We start from the raw sequence: 14404 nt of genomic DNA, 5'->3' as shown, positions 1-14404 counted from the left end.
ATTTTAACCTAAAAGTGTCAGCGTTATTTTAACTTCTAGCCCACCAAGTGGTGAGTTGTGCAACGATATTTGACCGCCATGTGCCTCTACTATTTGTTTGCAAAGTGCAAGTCCTAAGCCCGAGCCGCCGTGCTCTCGGCTTCGAGATTTTTCAACGCGATAAAAACGCTCAAACAATTTTTGTAAGTCGTTTGGTAAAACACTTGGGGCTGAGTCTTGTAAAATAAGCTCAATGTTATTGTGTGTTTTGTTGGCAAGTATTATTACTTGCCCACCTTTATGCGTGTATCTGCAGGTATTTTCTAACAGGTTTGAAAATAATTGTACAAGGCGTTCTTTATCGCCATTTATTATACATTTGCCGGCTTTGGTTAAGCTTTTGCTATCTACATTTAATTCACGCTCTTTAAAGCGAGCGGTGAAGTTTTCAATTGATTGCTCAAAAATGTTTATTAAATCAATGCGTGCATTGTTATAGGTTAAATTAACGCTATCTGTTTGTGCTAGTTGGGCTAGGTCGTCAACAATGTGACTTAAGTTATCTACTTGGTTTATGAGTAAATTAATGCGCTTTGTGTCGGCTGTAAATACACCATCTTGTACGGCTAACAAGTGCGATCGTAGTACGGTAAGTGGGGTTCTTAATTCGTGGGATGTGTCTGACACCCATTGAAACCGCATTTGTTGGTTTTGCTCAAGCGTGTGGGCTAAGGCGTTAAAATTGTTGGATAGGGTACCTAGCTCATCTTTACTAGAGGGGATGATTCTGCTGGCAAAATTTCCGTTTGTTAACTCATCGGTGCCAGTTACTATTTGCTTTATTGGTTTTATTAAATGGCGAGATAACACAATAGCCATAATAAATGCGAGCACAATAACGAGTAACGTGATCATAAAATAGTTATGAAATTGCGCTGCTAAAAATGCTTTTGCTGGGCTACTTTGCACAAGTTTTGAAGGTACTAAACCTATCCAGCCTATAACGTTATTGTTTAATAAAATAGGCTCTATATGTGGGTTGTCGTTTAAATTAGCTCTACCAACAACAACTTTTTTATTTTGATCATATAAACTTATACGTTGCCCTGTTTTAAGGGAACCCGCAGGTAAGTGTATCCACAATAAAGAGGGCGTTGCATTGCTGCTATTTGGTTTGGGTGGGGTGCTTGTGTGTTTATTCGTTTCAGGCTCGCCTGGCTTTTTTTGCGGCTCTACAATAGAGCGCCATAATTGCGTGTTTTGCGTAATGGGTTGCCAACTGCCTAATTCGCTATAAAGCTCAATAAGTTGCTGCTTAACCATTGCTACATGCTTTGTTTCTTCTTGTTCAACAAAGTCGTTAAACCCTGACGAAAAGGTCATGTATATAAACACAAACATAAGCCCAACAAGGGCGATATTAGTGATAAAAAAAGCTAAAAAGAATTTATGTATTAATTTCACTGATTGGCAAATAGTAAAAATCATGACGTTAACGTACCAAGCAGTATTGCATATTGATTATGTGCCTACAATTAGCGTATTTAGGGAGTTGCTTACTAAAATCCTTTTTGAGTAAGCTTTTTAGGTATGTTGATTCTTGGGCTAGAACTTTATTTTTGCGGTATCGCCAGCACCCAGTAACTTATATTGTGGTTTTACAAAGCTTGCGTGTACTGCACCTAAACTTTTAGGGAACGATATGGCAAGCTCATCTACTGTTGTAAATGTGTGCTTCGCTTGAAAAACAATTTCTAGGTCGTGCGCTTCGTTGCTGCTGGTGGTAAAAGCGACGCGTTCAAACACGATAACTTGCTGATTTACACGTAAGCTCGTTTTTTGTTTAAGTGCATTTTTTACAAACTCTTCTTGTTGCTCTGCACTTAAGTTTGTAGGCATAAGCTTATCAATATCGCCCATAAGCCATGCTTGCTCGCTTTGCAGCGTTGAAATTAAATGCTCAGCATTAGTTAATACTTTAACCTCAACTTGCCCGTCTCTTAAAATCACTTGGGCTGTTGTGTTTTTTAATACATGGGCGCTCACTTGAGCGCTCATACTTGTTAAAATACACGCGAGCATTAGCCATTTTAATTTTTTTAAAAAATACATAATTACTACCTTTTATTGAGGCGGTTGACCTTTTTGTTTATTGAGGTTGCTCAATAGTTGCTTTACAAATAAGGGTGTTGTCGGTTTCTAAGTCTTCGCCCCATATGAATTTTGCATTTTCATCCCAGTTAATATCGTCGTAACCGTCTTTTGGTCCTACATCGGCAAAGTTGTGCTCTACTGCATTAGCCCAGTTTGCGTTATCAAAGTTACTTTGCAGCCAGTTAGTTGGCGCTTCTTTTGACATAAACGTACAAACGCCTTCGCCCGCAACTGGATTTGATTCGCTTTCGCATAATTTGTTAAGCGGCGCTTTGTGAAGTATTTCGCATTTAAAGCTTTGATCGCTAACGGCAACTACTTTATTTGTATCGGTGTCGGTAAGTTGCATAATAAAACCGCCATCACCCATTTGCTGATTTTTAGCACCGATGTATTCAAGCCCAGTGTCGTTTTGCTTAAAGTCTTTAATTATTAAATTAAGCTCAATAGGGTAGTTTGCAGAAAACGTAATGCTTTCGGCATTAAATGAACGCTCTGTGGTTATAGGCACAGAATCTTCAACAAGTAACTGCTCGCCTATGTAGGCTGTAAACCAGTTATCAGCCCATGCTTCTAGCTTTAAGTTATGCTTGCCTGTAATGGCAGGATTTGTATTTTGCTTAGTGACTGTTGGAGTAAGGTGATTTGGCTGCGGGCCTCTACAAAATGTACCTGTTTGAACTTTGCCACCATTACTGATGGTTTTTTGTTTAAAGCTATAGCAGTCTTTTCCCTGTGATGCAGGGCTGTAGGTAGTAAAGTAGTTTTCACCTTTGTATGAATAGCTCATTGTACGGCTGCCATTTTCAGAGATTGCGTGCGTTAGGTTTTCAACGCCTCCTTGTGGCGGGCGCAAGTCGGCTCTTATACCTTGAGTATCGCCATTAAGTGGTGACACTCTTGGTAATTTTGCGGTATCTACTTCACCTACTAAGCACTGAATAATATACGGCGGCGTAGCTGATGTTTGGTAGCGATAGCCAAATGTGTCATCGGTTTGTCCGTTACATACATCAAGGTCACCTTTGGCAATTGCACTACCGTCTGGGTTTTTACTGCTATACAGCGGGTAACCATCGTAAGCCCAACCAATAATGGCATCGCTTGATTGGTTTTTCATTGTGTCAATCATACACGTTGGCGATACATGATAATGGTAGTCATCACCTCGTCCTGCGTGTCCGCCACATATATCTAACTGTCCAAGTGCTAACGTGTCGTGTTTTTCATCGTAGCTATTTACGTCCAGTTCACCTTGCGAAGAATAGTCGTATATTGGTACGCCATTAACGGCAACACCTACGGCTGCATCAATTGTTGTTATTGTTTTTGCTTTTTTCGGGTTTAACTTTATAGGTGCGGCGTAGTCTTTAGCTGGAACGGGTATTTGCTCGTTAGTACCTGTAATACCTGTCATTACGTCATGATCAGGATAAGTAGATGAGGCAATATAAGCATATTGTTCATCGCACGTAACAGATACGCTTTGATCAAACCCTGCATTACTTACTGATTGTGTAATAGCATCACAACGAGGTGATTTTACGTTAGCGGTTAAATATGATTTATCAGGCTTTGGTTGCTCATTTGGTTTTAGTCTTGTATTAGGTTTGTGCTCGGCGCTACTGGCGCTTCGCGAGTATTTAACCGTCATACTTGCAGTATCGAGCGTAATATCTTTTACAGCAGCGAGTAATGCTGAGCGATCTACCTTTGTATCGCTATTAAAGGTAACCGGTGCAGATAATGCGTACACAGTATAAGTATAGCTTTTTTCACCCGGGCCTTTAGAGCAAGGTGGCGCGTATTGGTTTAAATCGTTTACGCTATTAGAGCCTACTTCACCGAGAGTTTCGCCCGCTTTAATTTGTGTTTTATTGGCGGTAATATTATACATGGTCCAATACCAATGCATTCCCTCTGGCGCTTTATGATCCATAATTAACGCATAATATTTGGTTGTGTCAGGTGCACCGCTCCAGTTAAGTGGAGGGCTAATGCTTTGCCCATCGCACGTATAAGTAATAGGCAAGTTACCGCCATCGCTTACCTTTGAGCTTGTTAGAGTAAAATCATTGAGGTTTGATTGTTCAAGTGATTGGCCGTTCTGCTCGTTGCAGGCACTTAAGGTTAAGCAGCACAGTGCACTGAGTAAAAAGGCATGGGTATTTTTCATCATTTAAAACTCCAAAGATTAAATTAACTTTTAAGAGTGTAGTTCTCAAATGTAGGGCAATTATGTAGTTTTAAACTTTTTTGTTTTTATTAAGGACAGGCGTTAAGTTGTGAGTTGCTTACGGGGATAAAAGACTGGGTATGAACGCTTGGTTATGGAAGGAAATATTAACTTAAGCATGGGCGTTATTTTCACTCAGTTAAACAACGGTAAAACCCTTATTTTAAATAAGGATTTTCTCCCATTGCGACGACCACACAAAAAATTCTTAAATCTAACTCTAGCTGGTGATAACTCGGCTCCATATGGCAGCAAAGTTGATAAAAGCCTTTGTTGTGATCTTTTTCTTTAAAGTGGGCAAGCTCATGTACCACTAACGCTTTTAATAATGGCTCGGGAGCACGCAGTAAGTCGCTGTTTATCGCTAAATCGTGCTTACGGGTTTTACCTTGCATTCGATACGTATGTGTACCAAGTGCGTTAGTGACCATGTCGCCTTGCTTTTTAAATGCTGCGCGCCCAAACGGTGGTGCACTTTTTAAATACTGTTTTTTAAGCTCGGTTGCGTAGTTATAAAGTAGTTTATCGCTAGTAATGGTATGTGCTTGCGGATACTTTTTAAGTAAGTAGTCACATACCTTGTTGTTATCTATAAGGCTTAATACTTGCTCAACAATGTTAGCTGGGTAGCCGGTAAAGTAACGTGCGTATTCACTCATTATTGCTTCTCTGTCGTTTTACTTTTAAAAAAGTGCTTGCTGGTGGGCTTCTTTTTCGCCAGTAAATGGGTTTAATGCTTTGTGATCATAACCAAGGTCTTTGCAAAACTGCCTTGCTAATAATGGCGCTTCTCGGTTATCTGCCGTATGAAAAAACACATAAGGCGTTTTTCCTTCATCAAGCCATTGTTTTACTTTACTCAGCCACGGTTTATAAAAGGGTTTATAGTCGTTTTGTAAATCGGCGATAACAAAGCGCGCCATGGGTTGCGTGCTTGTAGCAATGGCATGCACGGGTAAATGCGGCTTTTTTTGCTGTGCGTCTATTAGCGCTTCGGTTGTTGGTTTTACCGCAAATAGGGCGCGAGTATCCATCGATATGCGATTTATGTTGTTTGCCATTAATAACTGATTAAGCGCTATTTCGGCTTCGCCCTTTTGAAAAAACGCAGTATGACGTACCTCTACACCGTAATTAACCTCTTTTGGTAATAGGCTAATAAATTGTGCGAGTTTGGGTAAGTCACCAGGACCAAATGCTTTAGGTAATTGCAGCATGATTTGCCCAGTTTTTTCTAAAATAGGGGTAAACAAGTTTAGCCAATCAGTAAGCTCGGTTTGAACATTAGTTAGGTGCAGCTCGTGGCTAAAGCGACGATTAAACTTAAAAGTAAATTTAAAATCGTCGGGTACGCTGTTTGCCCAGCGCAATACGGTGCTTGGCGAAGGATCAGCGTAAAAGCTGGTATTGCCTTCAACAGAGTTAAAGTGTTGGGCGTATTGGCTAAGCATATCGGCGTTTTTACATTGGCTTGAAAATAAATTGCCTTTCCATGCATTACTCGACCACTGCGGGCATCCAATATATAACATACAAACTAGCGCCTTATTATAAAGTGGCGATAGTGTAGCAAATAACAAAACGAGCTGCTGTAAATTCAAGGGTAAAAGCCGTACACGGCTAGGGTGTGTTGAGCTTTGTGGATTGAAATTTGTTCAATCTAGGGGCGATTTAATCGCGGCGCGAGGTTTGTAACCTAGTGGGCTAAGTAAAAACCGAGTAACAAAGAGTTAATCGTCCCTAGAAAGAACCCAAAGGGCAGCGCATGTTTGGCATTTATGCTGCGTTATCGCCTATTTATGGGGAGTAACCACACTACATAGGCTCTGCCTTGCCTAAAAGCCAAACCGTCTGCTGCAAATTCAACCACCAACGTTCAACGCGCCCTAGCATCTTAATGTTAGTTGAGTATAATGCAGGGCTTAATTTGATTATTTTTAGATTGCTAGCGGCTTTATTTGTATTGTGGTGACCTGTTTTTTAAATCACACGCCTTAAAACAAATAAGTTTAGCCGTTTAAGCCTTTTATCTGACAGGAAAACTATGCGCTCTATATATTGCGGACAGCTAAATAAAACTCACGTAGATCAAGAAGTTGAACTATGTGGCTGGATCAACAAACGACGTGACCTTGGTGGACTTATCTTTGTCGATTTACGCGATAGAGAAGGTTTAGTACAAGTTGTATTCGACTCTGACATTGAAGAGTTAATGAGTTCGGCTAACACACTTCGCCAAGAATTTTGTGTTCAGTTAAAAGGTATTGTTCGCGCACGCCCAGACAGCCAAGTAAATAAAGACATGGCAACAGGGGAGATCGAAATTTTAGGTAAAGAGCTTAATATTATTAACCGCTCAGAGCCATTACCACTTGATTTTAACCAAGTAAACTCAGAAGAGCGTCGTTTAAAATACCGTTACCTAGACTTACGTCGTCTAGAAATGAGTGACCGTATTAAATTACGTGCTAAAGCAAGCAGCTTTGTTCGTCGCTTTTTAGATGAAAACGGCTTTTTAGACATCGAAACACCTGTACTTACTAAAGCAACACCTGAAGGCGCGCGCGATTACTTAGTACCGAGTCGTGTTCATAAAGGTAGCTTTTACGCTTTACCACAGTCTCCACAGTTGTTTAAGCAATTGTTGATGATGTCGGGTTTTGACCGTTACTACCAAATTGTTAAATGTTTCCGTGATGAAGATTTACGCGCTGATCGCCAACCAGAATTTACCCAAATAGATATAGAAACCTCGTTCATGAGCTCTGATCAAGTACGTGGTATGACTGAAAAAATGATCCGCGAAATGTGGCAAACATTGCTAAACGTTGATTTAGGCGATTTTCCAATTATGCCTTACAGCGAGGCAATGAGCCTTTACGGTTCTGATAAGCCAGATTTACGTAACCCGATGAAATTAGTTGATGTTGCAGATTTAGTTAAAGACGTAGAGTTTAATGTTTTCTCAGGTCCGGCTAACGACGAAAAAGGTCGAGTTGCTGTGTTAACTGTACCAGGTGGCGCTAAGCTTTCTCGTAAACAGCTTGACGATTACACTAAGTTTATTGGTATTTACGGCGCTAAAGGCATGGCGTGGATGAAAGTAAACGACCACACTGCGGGCGCTGAAGGTGTTCAATCACCAGTAGCTAAGTTTTTAAGCGAAGACGTAATTACTAAATTACTTGAGCGTACTAATGCACAGTCTGGCGATATCATTTTATTTGGTGCCGATAAGCGCAATACAGTAAATGAAGCAATGGGCGCACTGCGCGTTAAGATTGGTGTTGATTTAGAAATCACTAACCTTAATAGCTGGGCACCACTTTGGGTTGTAGACTTCCCAATGTTTGAAGAAGATGACGAAGGCACATTACATGCTGTACATCATCCATTCACTGCACCAAAAGACATTAACGCCAGTGAGCTTGAAGCAAACCCAGCAGCTGCTATTTCAGATGCCTACGATATGGTATTAAACGGCTACGAAGTTGGTGGCGGTTCGGTACGTATTCATAATGCAGATATGCAAGAAACTGCATTTAGAATTTTAGGTATTAACGAGCAAGAGCAACAAGACAAGTTTGGTTTTTTACTTGATGCACTTAAATACGGCACACCACCGCATGCTGGTTTAGCATTTGGTCTTGACCGTTTAGCAATGCTTTTATGTGGTACCGATAACATTCGTGACGTTATTGCTTTCCCTAAAACAACACAAGCGTCGTGTTTATTAACCAACGCGCCAAGCAAACCTAACCTTGACTCGTTAGCTGAACTTGCAATAAGTGTTGTAGAAAAAGCGATACCTAACGAAGAGTAATCTTGTTTCGCTTTTTTGAGCTAAATTTAAAAACCCTTAAGTTATATGCTTGAGGGTTTTTTTATGGTTAAATTTATAGCAGAGTGTGTTTTAAACGAACAGATGAAAAGGAATTATTATGTCGATCAATGCAACCTTATTTGGTGAGTTTTTAGTTTTTATTATTGTGCTGTGTATTCCTATTTTTGCTGTAATTAGCTACAAAATAGGTAAGCGTAAAAGTACTATGCCGGGTGTTTTAGCTTTTGTGGGTGGCTGTTTAGCGCTATTTCCACTATTTGCTTTGATTTTTATTGCAGTGCTTGCGCTTAAAAAAGATTTACCTAAAAGTAATGGCTACACGGGTTAAATTTAATAGGTGAATTGTGTTGTTAAGTAACAATAACCAGTATTTTGATGAGCAATTTAATGCTTTGCAGTACGCAGAGCAGCTAACTGAAAACTCTGAGTTTGAAGAGTGTATATTTATCGATTGCGACTTTTCAGACGGGCAGTTTAAACATTGCCGATTTATAGAATGTAGTTTTAAAAACTGTAATTTATCGTCACTTAAATGGAACTACAGTTCGCTTGAAAATGTAAGTTTTAGCCACTGTAAATTAAATAGTTTGCAATGGGCTGATGTAGATTGGCCAGCGCTTAGTATTAACGCACCGGTGAGTTTTAATTATTGCGAGCTCAGTAATAGTTCTTTTTTTGAATTAACCCTCAAAGCCCTCAAACTAACACACTGCTTTGCCAAAAATGTTGATTTTAGACACGCTGATTTAAGCGGTAGTGAATTTACAGGAACAGATTTTCGCGATAGTGAGTTTTTTCAAACTAACTTAACAAAATGTGATTTTGTAGGTGCTACAGCGTTTAATATAGATTTGAATAATAATATTTTAACGAATGCTAAGTTTGATCGCTTCGAAGCACTTAATTTGCTTACCAGCCTTAATATAGAACTATGTGATTAATTTAGTTTAATATGATTACATATCTAGAAGCGACAGCTTAGCTGGGCTTCTAGATACTGCGTGACTGCGTAATTAACGGCTTGGGCCATTTTTATTACGTGCACTGGCAAGCTGTCTTGCGATTTCTAATAACGCAGGTGAAATATCTTCAGCGCCATCTTTAATTAGTTTTGTAACGTCACCTGACGAAAACAAACCGTCACGTGGTGATTTAATACCTAACTCACGAACAAAATCCTTCGTTTTACCTGTGCTGCCTGTTTCAATAAACTTAAAAATAATACGTTCATTGTTGTTTTTAGCAGGTGCTTTTAGTGTTTCGATTTCGTCATGTATTGCCGTTAGTTTGTCTTCTAGGATTTCTATACGTTCTTGAATGCTATTGTATGATTTCATTTATTGGATCTTTTACTAAATATATTTAAACAATGGCGGCTATTATCGCATAGTTTGACAATAGAGAATGCAAAGCTATAAAGTAAAAGTTATTTTTAATTAAAAACAATAATTTATATAAATTTAAATATGCAAAAAACACTTAAAAAGCTTTTTATATTAAGCGCACTAGCTCTAAGTACATCAGTAATAGGCGCAACAAGCTATGCAAACGATGGCGTTATAACTGATGAAAGCCGCAATCGCACTATTCCTATCAATATTACATTACCAAGTAACAATGCTAAGTGCACTGAACAAGTAAAATGCCCTGTAGCGTTCATTAACGCAGGTTATGGGATTAGCCATAACGAGTATACGTTTGCCAGTAATGCGTTTAATCAGCGTGGATATTTAACAATAGCAGTTGCACATAAACTAAAAAGCGACCCTGACCTTAATCGTGAGCAGCCTTACTTAACAACGCGTATGGAAAACTGGCATCGTGGCGTAGTAACGCTTAAGTTTTTAGTTAATGAGCTAGCGAGTAAATACCCAGCGTACGACTTTACAAAGCTCACCTTATTTGGGCACTCAAACGGCGGGGATATTTCGTCATTATACGGCTCTATTTACCCCAATGAAGTTAGCACTATTATTACGCTCGATCATCGCCGCATGTTGATCCCACGCAATAAAAATATACGCGTACTTACTCTACGCGGTAGTGATTACCCAGCTGATGCGAATGTGCTGTTAAACGATTCAGAGCTGGATAAGTTTCCTGTTACACAAACACTAATAGAAAAATCTCGCCATAACGATATGTACGATGGCGGGCCAAAATGGCTGGTGGACAGAATCAGTAAAGAAGTAGAGGGATTTTTAGATAGTAAAAATTAGGTTTATAAAAGTTAAATCACAGCGCAGTGTTAGCTGCGCTATATTAATTTTATGGTAGTTACTCTACCAGTTCACTTACAATAACCGGGTTGTTATGCAGTGTTTTATGTACTGGGCATTTGTCGGCTATTTCGAGTAAACGCTGGCGCTGTGGCTCAGTTAAGTCGCCACGTAAGGTGATTTTACGGGTAATGGCTTCAAGATTACCTGTTTGCTCACAATCGTCGCAATCTTTGTTGTAATCGCGAGTGTGATCAAGCTCTACTTTTACATGCTCCAGTGGTAAGTTTTTACGTGTAGCGTACATGCGTAGTGTCATTGCTGTACAGGCACCAAGCCCCGCTAATAAGTGATGATACGGATCGGGACCTAAGTTTTTACCGCCTACTTTTATTGGCTCATCTGCAAGCCAAGTATGATCTTTTGTACTTACGTGCTGAGTAAATACATGGTCTTTTTCTTCAACAAGTACATTACCACCCGTTAAACTTGCCGTGTATTTAGTTTTGTCGTACTTAACATAACGGTTTGCCCACGTTGCAATTATCTGTGCAGCGTAGTCGGCATCGTTTTTATTTGTTAAAAGGTGATCGGCGTTATCTAGGCTAATAAAGCTTTTAGGATGCTTAGCTGATGCATAAATTTTTTCAGCTTCACTAATATTTACAGTCGCATCAATAGGGGAGTGCATTACTAATAATGCGCGCTTAAGTTTACTTATGTGGCTTTTATCGTACTTGGCTATATCGTCAATAAATTGCTTTTTAATGGTAAATTCACGACCAGCTAAGTTAACTTTAGCTTCACCTGCTGCGTTAATTTCATCAAGGTGTGCTTCAAAGTTATGCGCTACGTGCTGCGCATCTGACGGTGCGCCAATGGTTGTAATAGCCGATACTTCAGGAATATGCTCAGCAGCAGCAAGTACCGCAGCGCCGCCTAAACTGTGGCCAATGAGTAGTTGCGGCGCCGCAAAATGCTCACGTAAATGATTTGCCGCAGATACTAAATCTTGAATGTTTGATGAAAAGTTACTGTTAGCAAAATCACCATCACTATTACCTAAACCGGTAAAGTCGAAACGCAGTACGGCGATACCTTGTTGTGTGAGTGCACGACTAATCCGTGTAGCTGCTGCAATGTCTTTACCGCATGTAAAGCAGTGTGCAAATAGCGCGTAAAACTTAACGTCACCAGAGGGAAGTTCAAGTTGGCCGGCAAGTTCTAAATCGCCGCTTTTAAAAGATACTTTTTGTCGCATGGGGGGCCTTATTTACACAAATAAAATATATTCTAATAATAGACCAGAGATAGTTACTAAACCTTGCAAATTCAACGTTTTTTTATAACTTGATCTTGATCAAGCAAAGTGGCAGTGACTATGCTTTGAGGACATATGTCCTTATGTTTTTGAGGTCATTTGTCTATCCTCGCATAGCGCTATAATGAAGGCTTTGCTACTTTATATAAGTAATTTAGCACTATTAAAAGCAACTCACTTCACACAACCTATTCACTGGAACGTACAATGCAATTACCTACTGTTGATTATAAAGCTCCCGATGCGGCTGCACAATTTGTTGAATCGTTAAGAAATACTGGATTTGGCGTTTTAAAAAACCACCCAATCCCACAGTCTTTAGTTGAGTCTATTTACAAAAATTGGCAAGACTTTTTTAACTCAGAGCAAAAGCACGACTTTTTATTCTCTAAAGAAACTCAAGACGGTTACTTTCCGCCTTCAGTATCAGAAGTAGCGAAAGGCTTTACAATAAAAGACATTAAAGAGTACTTTCATGTGTACCCTAAAGGTCGCGTTCCTGCCCAGCTTGAAGCTGATGTACGTCAATACTACCGTTTAGCAAGTGAATTTGCTGGCACATTATTAAGCTGGGTTCAGGCTGAAGCACCAGCTGATGTGCGTGCTAAGTTTTCGATTGATTTAAAAGACATGATTGCCGATTCTGAGCAAACATTGTTACGTATCCTACATTATCCGCCTATGACGGGTGATGAAGAGCCAGGTGCTATTCGCGCAGCAGCCCATGGCGATATTAACTTATTGACTGTATTACCAGCTTCTAATGAGCCTGGTTTACAAGTTCAAAAAACAGATGGCGGTTGGTTAGACGTGCCATGTGATTTTGGCAGCTTAATTATTAATATCGGCGACATGTTACAAGAAGCGTCGGGCGGGTATTTCCCATCGACAATTCACCGTGTAATTAACCCAACGGGTAAAGCATCTACTAAATCGCGTATTTCACTACCGTTATTTTTACACCCGCATCCAGATGTTGTGCTTTCAGAGCGCTACACGGCAGATAGCTACTTGCAAGAACGCCTGCGTGAGTTAGGTGTTAAGTAACTCTTATACTTAGAGTAATTAAGTATAAATATAAAACGGCTTATGGCCGTTTTTTGCATTTTTAAGCAACTTGAACACAGGTTTAATTTTATTAAGCTATGCTCAATTGCTCGCAACGTAAATAATGGCATGCATTCTTAGCTACTACAGGTATAATGCGCGCAACTGGCTAATGTAGCCTAATTTAAAAGAGAGTTTATATGAGTTTTGAAGGTTTAGGTTTATCACAGTCTTTGGTTAATGCGGTTTTAGAAAAGGGCTATGAAACGCCAACGCCGATTCAGGCTCAAGCAATTCCTGCAATTATTGAACGCCGTGATGTTATGGCAGCAGCGCAAACAGGTACAGGTAAAACAGCGGGTTTTACATTACCACTTATTGAGCGTTTGTCGTCAGGCCCTAAAGCTAAAAGTAACCACGTACGTGCACTTATTTTAACGCCTACACGTGAGCTTGCTTTGCAAGTAAGCGAAAACGTTGAAGAGTACGCTAAGCATTCGGATGTGAGCTCATTTGTAGTTTACGGTGGCGTTAAAATTAACCCACAAATGCAGCGTCTTCGTAAAGGTGTTGATATTTTAGTAGCAACGCCGGGTCGTTTAATCGACTTACATAATCAAAATGCAGTTAAATTTGATAGCGTTGAAGTGCTTGTACTCGATGAAGCTGACCGCATGTTAGACATGGGCTTTATTCATGACATTAAACGCTTAATTGCTAAAATGCCTGCTAAACGTCAAAACTTGATGTTTTCGGCTACATTTTCTGACGAAATTCGTGCATTAGCAAAAGGGTTAATTAATGACCCTGTTGAAATTTCAGTTGCTGCAAAAAATACTACTGCAAAAAGTGTTACTCAGTGTGTTTATGCGGTAGATAAAACACGTAAAACAGCATTGCTAAGCCACTTGATTCGCACTAACGATTGGCAACAAGTATTAGTGTTTAGCCGCACAAAGCACGGTGCTAACCGCTTAGTTAAACAACTAGAGCGCGATGACATTGTAGGCGCGGCTATCCATGGTAATAAATCACAAGGCGCACGTGTTAAAGCACTTGATGGTTTTAAAAGTGGTGAAGTACGCGTACTAGTAGCAACAGACATTGTTGCACGTGGTTTAGACATTGTTGAATTACCGCATGTTGTTAACTACGACTTACCAAATGTATATGAAGATTACGTTCACCGTATTGGCCGTACAGGCCGTGCCGGTGCGTCGGGTCATGCGATTTCGTTTGTAACAACAGAAGATGCTGTTGATTTATACGGTATTGAGCGCTTTATTGGTGAGCTTATCCCACGTGCTGAAGAAGACGGTTTTGAGCCTATTAACCCAGTAGCAGAGCGCGCATTAGATGCTCGCCCACTGCCGTCTAAAAAGCCTAAGAAAAAGCAGCCTTTTAATAAGCCTAAATCTGATAGCAGCAAGCCTAACAGTAAAAAACCGAACAATGGTGGTAATGGTACCGGCCCACGCCGTGGTGGTTCTAAAAAGCCAGCAGCTAAAACAGATGATAACGCGCAAAACCCATGGGCAAAGCGTGAATCTGTTGGCGGTAGTGGCCAACGCCGTCGTCGCACAAATAACGATTAATGATCATAT

General features: G+C 40.0%; 13 protein-coding genes. 6 read left to right on the top strand and 7 right to left on the bottom strand.

All coding sequences use genetic code 11. The annotated features are described in order from the left end of the window. Positions 1 to 3: 3 nt before the first annotated feature. From I6F43_RS12650 to I6F43_RS12630, 5 genes are all read right to left on the bottom strand, one after another. The gene (locus I6F43_RS12650; RefSeq protein WP_231614083.1) at positions 4 to 1362 is read right to left on the bottom strand and encodes an ATP-binding protein; all 1359 of its coding nucleotides are present in this window, start codon (positions 1360 to 1362) and stop codon (positions 4 to 6) included. A 222-nt stretch (positions 1363 to 1584) separates the two neighbouring features. Next, positions 1585 to 2091, bottom strand: coding sequence for a hypothetical protein (locus I6F43_RS12645; protein WP_197102637.1), 507 nt, complete (start codon positions 2089 to 2091; stop codon positions 1585 to 1587). A gap of 37 nt (positions 2092 to 2128) precedes the next feature. Then, positions 2129 to 4312: a YHYH protein gene (locus I6F43_RS12640; RefSeq protein WP_197102635.1), complete on the bottom strand. Its 2184-nt coding sequence runs from the start codon at positions 4310 to 4312 to the stop codon at positions 2129 to 2131. Between the two features lie 215 nt (positions 4313 to 4527). Next, on the bottom strand, positions 4528 to 5028 hold the full coding sequence (locus I6F43_RS12635; RefSeq protein ID WP_197102633.1) for a M48 metallopeptidase family protein: 501 nt from the start codon (positions 5026 to 5028) through the stop codon (positions 4528 to 4530). Between the two features lie 24 nt (positions 5029 to 5052). Continuing rightward, the gene (locus I6F43_RS12630) at positions 5053 to 5901 is read right to left on the bottom strand and encodes a DUF72 domain-containing protein (RefSeq protein ID WP_197102630.1); all 849 of its coding nucleotides are present in this window, start codon (positions 5899 to 5901) and stop codon (positions 5053 to 5055) included. A 512-nt stretch (positions 5902 to 6413) separates the two neighbouring features. Here I6F43_RS12630 and aspS point away from each other — a divergent pair. From aspS to I6F43_RS12615, 3 genes are all read left to right on the top strand, one after another. After that, the gene (gene aspS, locus I6F43_RS12625) at positions 6414 to 8192 is read left to right on the top strand and encodes an aspartate--tRNA ligase (protein WP_024591308.1); all 1779 of its coding nucleotides are present in this window, start codon (positions 6414 to 6416) and stop codon (positions 8190 to 8192) included. A gap of 118 nt (positions 8193 to 8310) precedes the next feature. Next, the gene (locus I6F43_RS12620) at positions 8311 to 8541 is read left to right on the top strand and encodes a hypothetical protein (RefSeq protein WP_007586979.1); all 231 of its coding nucleotides are present in this window, start codon (positions 8311 to 8313) and stop codon (positions 8539 to 8541) included. A gap of 16 nt (positions 8542 to 8557) precedes the next feature. After that, on the top strand, positions 8558 to 9154 hold the full coding sequence (locus tag I6F43_RS12615; RefSeq protein WP_197102628.1) for a pentapeptide repeat-containing protein: 597 nt from the start codon (positions 8558 to 8560) through the stop codon (positions 9152 to 9154). 72 nt (positions 9155 to 9226) lie between these two features. Here the strand turns inward: I6F43_RS12615 and I6F43_RS12610 are convergent, their stop codons facing one another. Then, positions 9227 to 9550, bottom strand: coding sequence for a hypothetical protein (locus tag I6F43_RS12610; RefSeq protein ID WP_010555318.1), 324 nt, complete (start codon positions 9548 to 9550; stop codon positions 9227 to 9229). Positions 9551 to 9679: 129 nt separating this feature from the next. Between I6F43_RS12610 and I6F43_RS12605 the strand changes: the two genes are divergently transcribed. Continuing rightward, positions 9680 to 10432: an alpha/beta hydrolase gene (locus I6F43_RS12605; RefSeq protein WP_197102626.1), complete on the top strand. Its 753-nt coding sequence runs from the start codon at positions 9680 to 9682 to the stop codon at positions 10430 to 10432. A gap of 58 nt (positions 10433 to 10490) precedes the next feature. Here I6F43_RS12605 and I6F43_RS12600 read toward each other — a convergent pair whose 3' ends face one another. Continuing rightward, the gene (locus I6F43_RS12600; protein ID WP_007586983.1) at positions 10491 to 11693 is read right to left on the bottom strand and encodes a bifunctional alpha/beta hydrolase/OsmC family protein; all 1203 of its coding nucleotides are present in this window, start codon (positions 11691 to 11693) and stop codon (positions 10491 to 10493) included. Positions 11694 to 11960: 267 nt separating this feature from the next. Between I6F43_RS12600 and I6F43_RS12595 the strand changes: the two genes are divergently transcribed. Continuing rightward, complete coding sequence (locus I6F43_RS12595) at positions 11961 to 12800, top strand: isopenicillin N synthase family dioxygenase (RefSeq protein ID WP_197102624.1); 840 nt, start codon at positions 11961 to 11963, stop codon at positions 12798 to 12800. A gap of 200 nt (positions 12801 to 13000) precedes the next feature. Continuing rightward, positions 13001 to 14395: a DEAD/DEAH box helicase gene (locus I6F43_RS12590; protein WP_007586988.1), complete on the top strand. Its 1395-nt coding sequence runs from the start codon at positions 13001 to 13003 to the stop codon at positions 14393 to 14395. Positions 14396 to 14404: the final 9 nt, after the last annotated feature.

It is taken from the genome of Pseudoalteromonas sp. NZS71_1 (assembly GCF_015864305.1).
In the GTDB taxonomy this organism is placed as follows: domain Bacteria; phylum Pseudomonadota; class Gammaproteobacteria; order Enterobacterales; family Alteromonadaceae; genus Pseudoalteromonas; species Pseudoalteromonas arctica.
The sequence above is the reverse complement of the archived record's forward strand: the minus strand, read 5'-3'. Positions and strand labels throughout refer to the sequence as shown.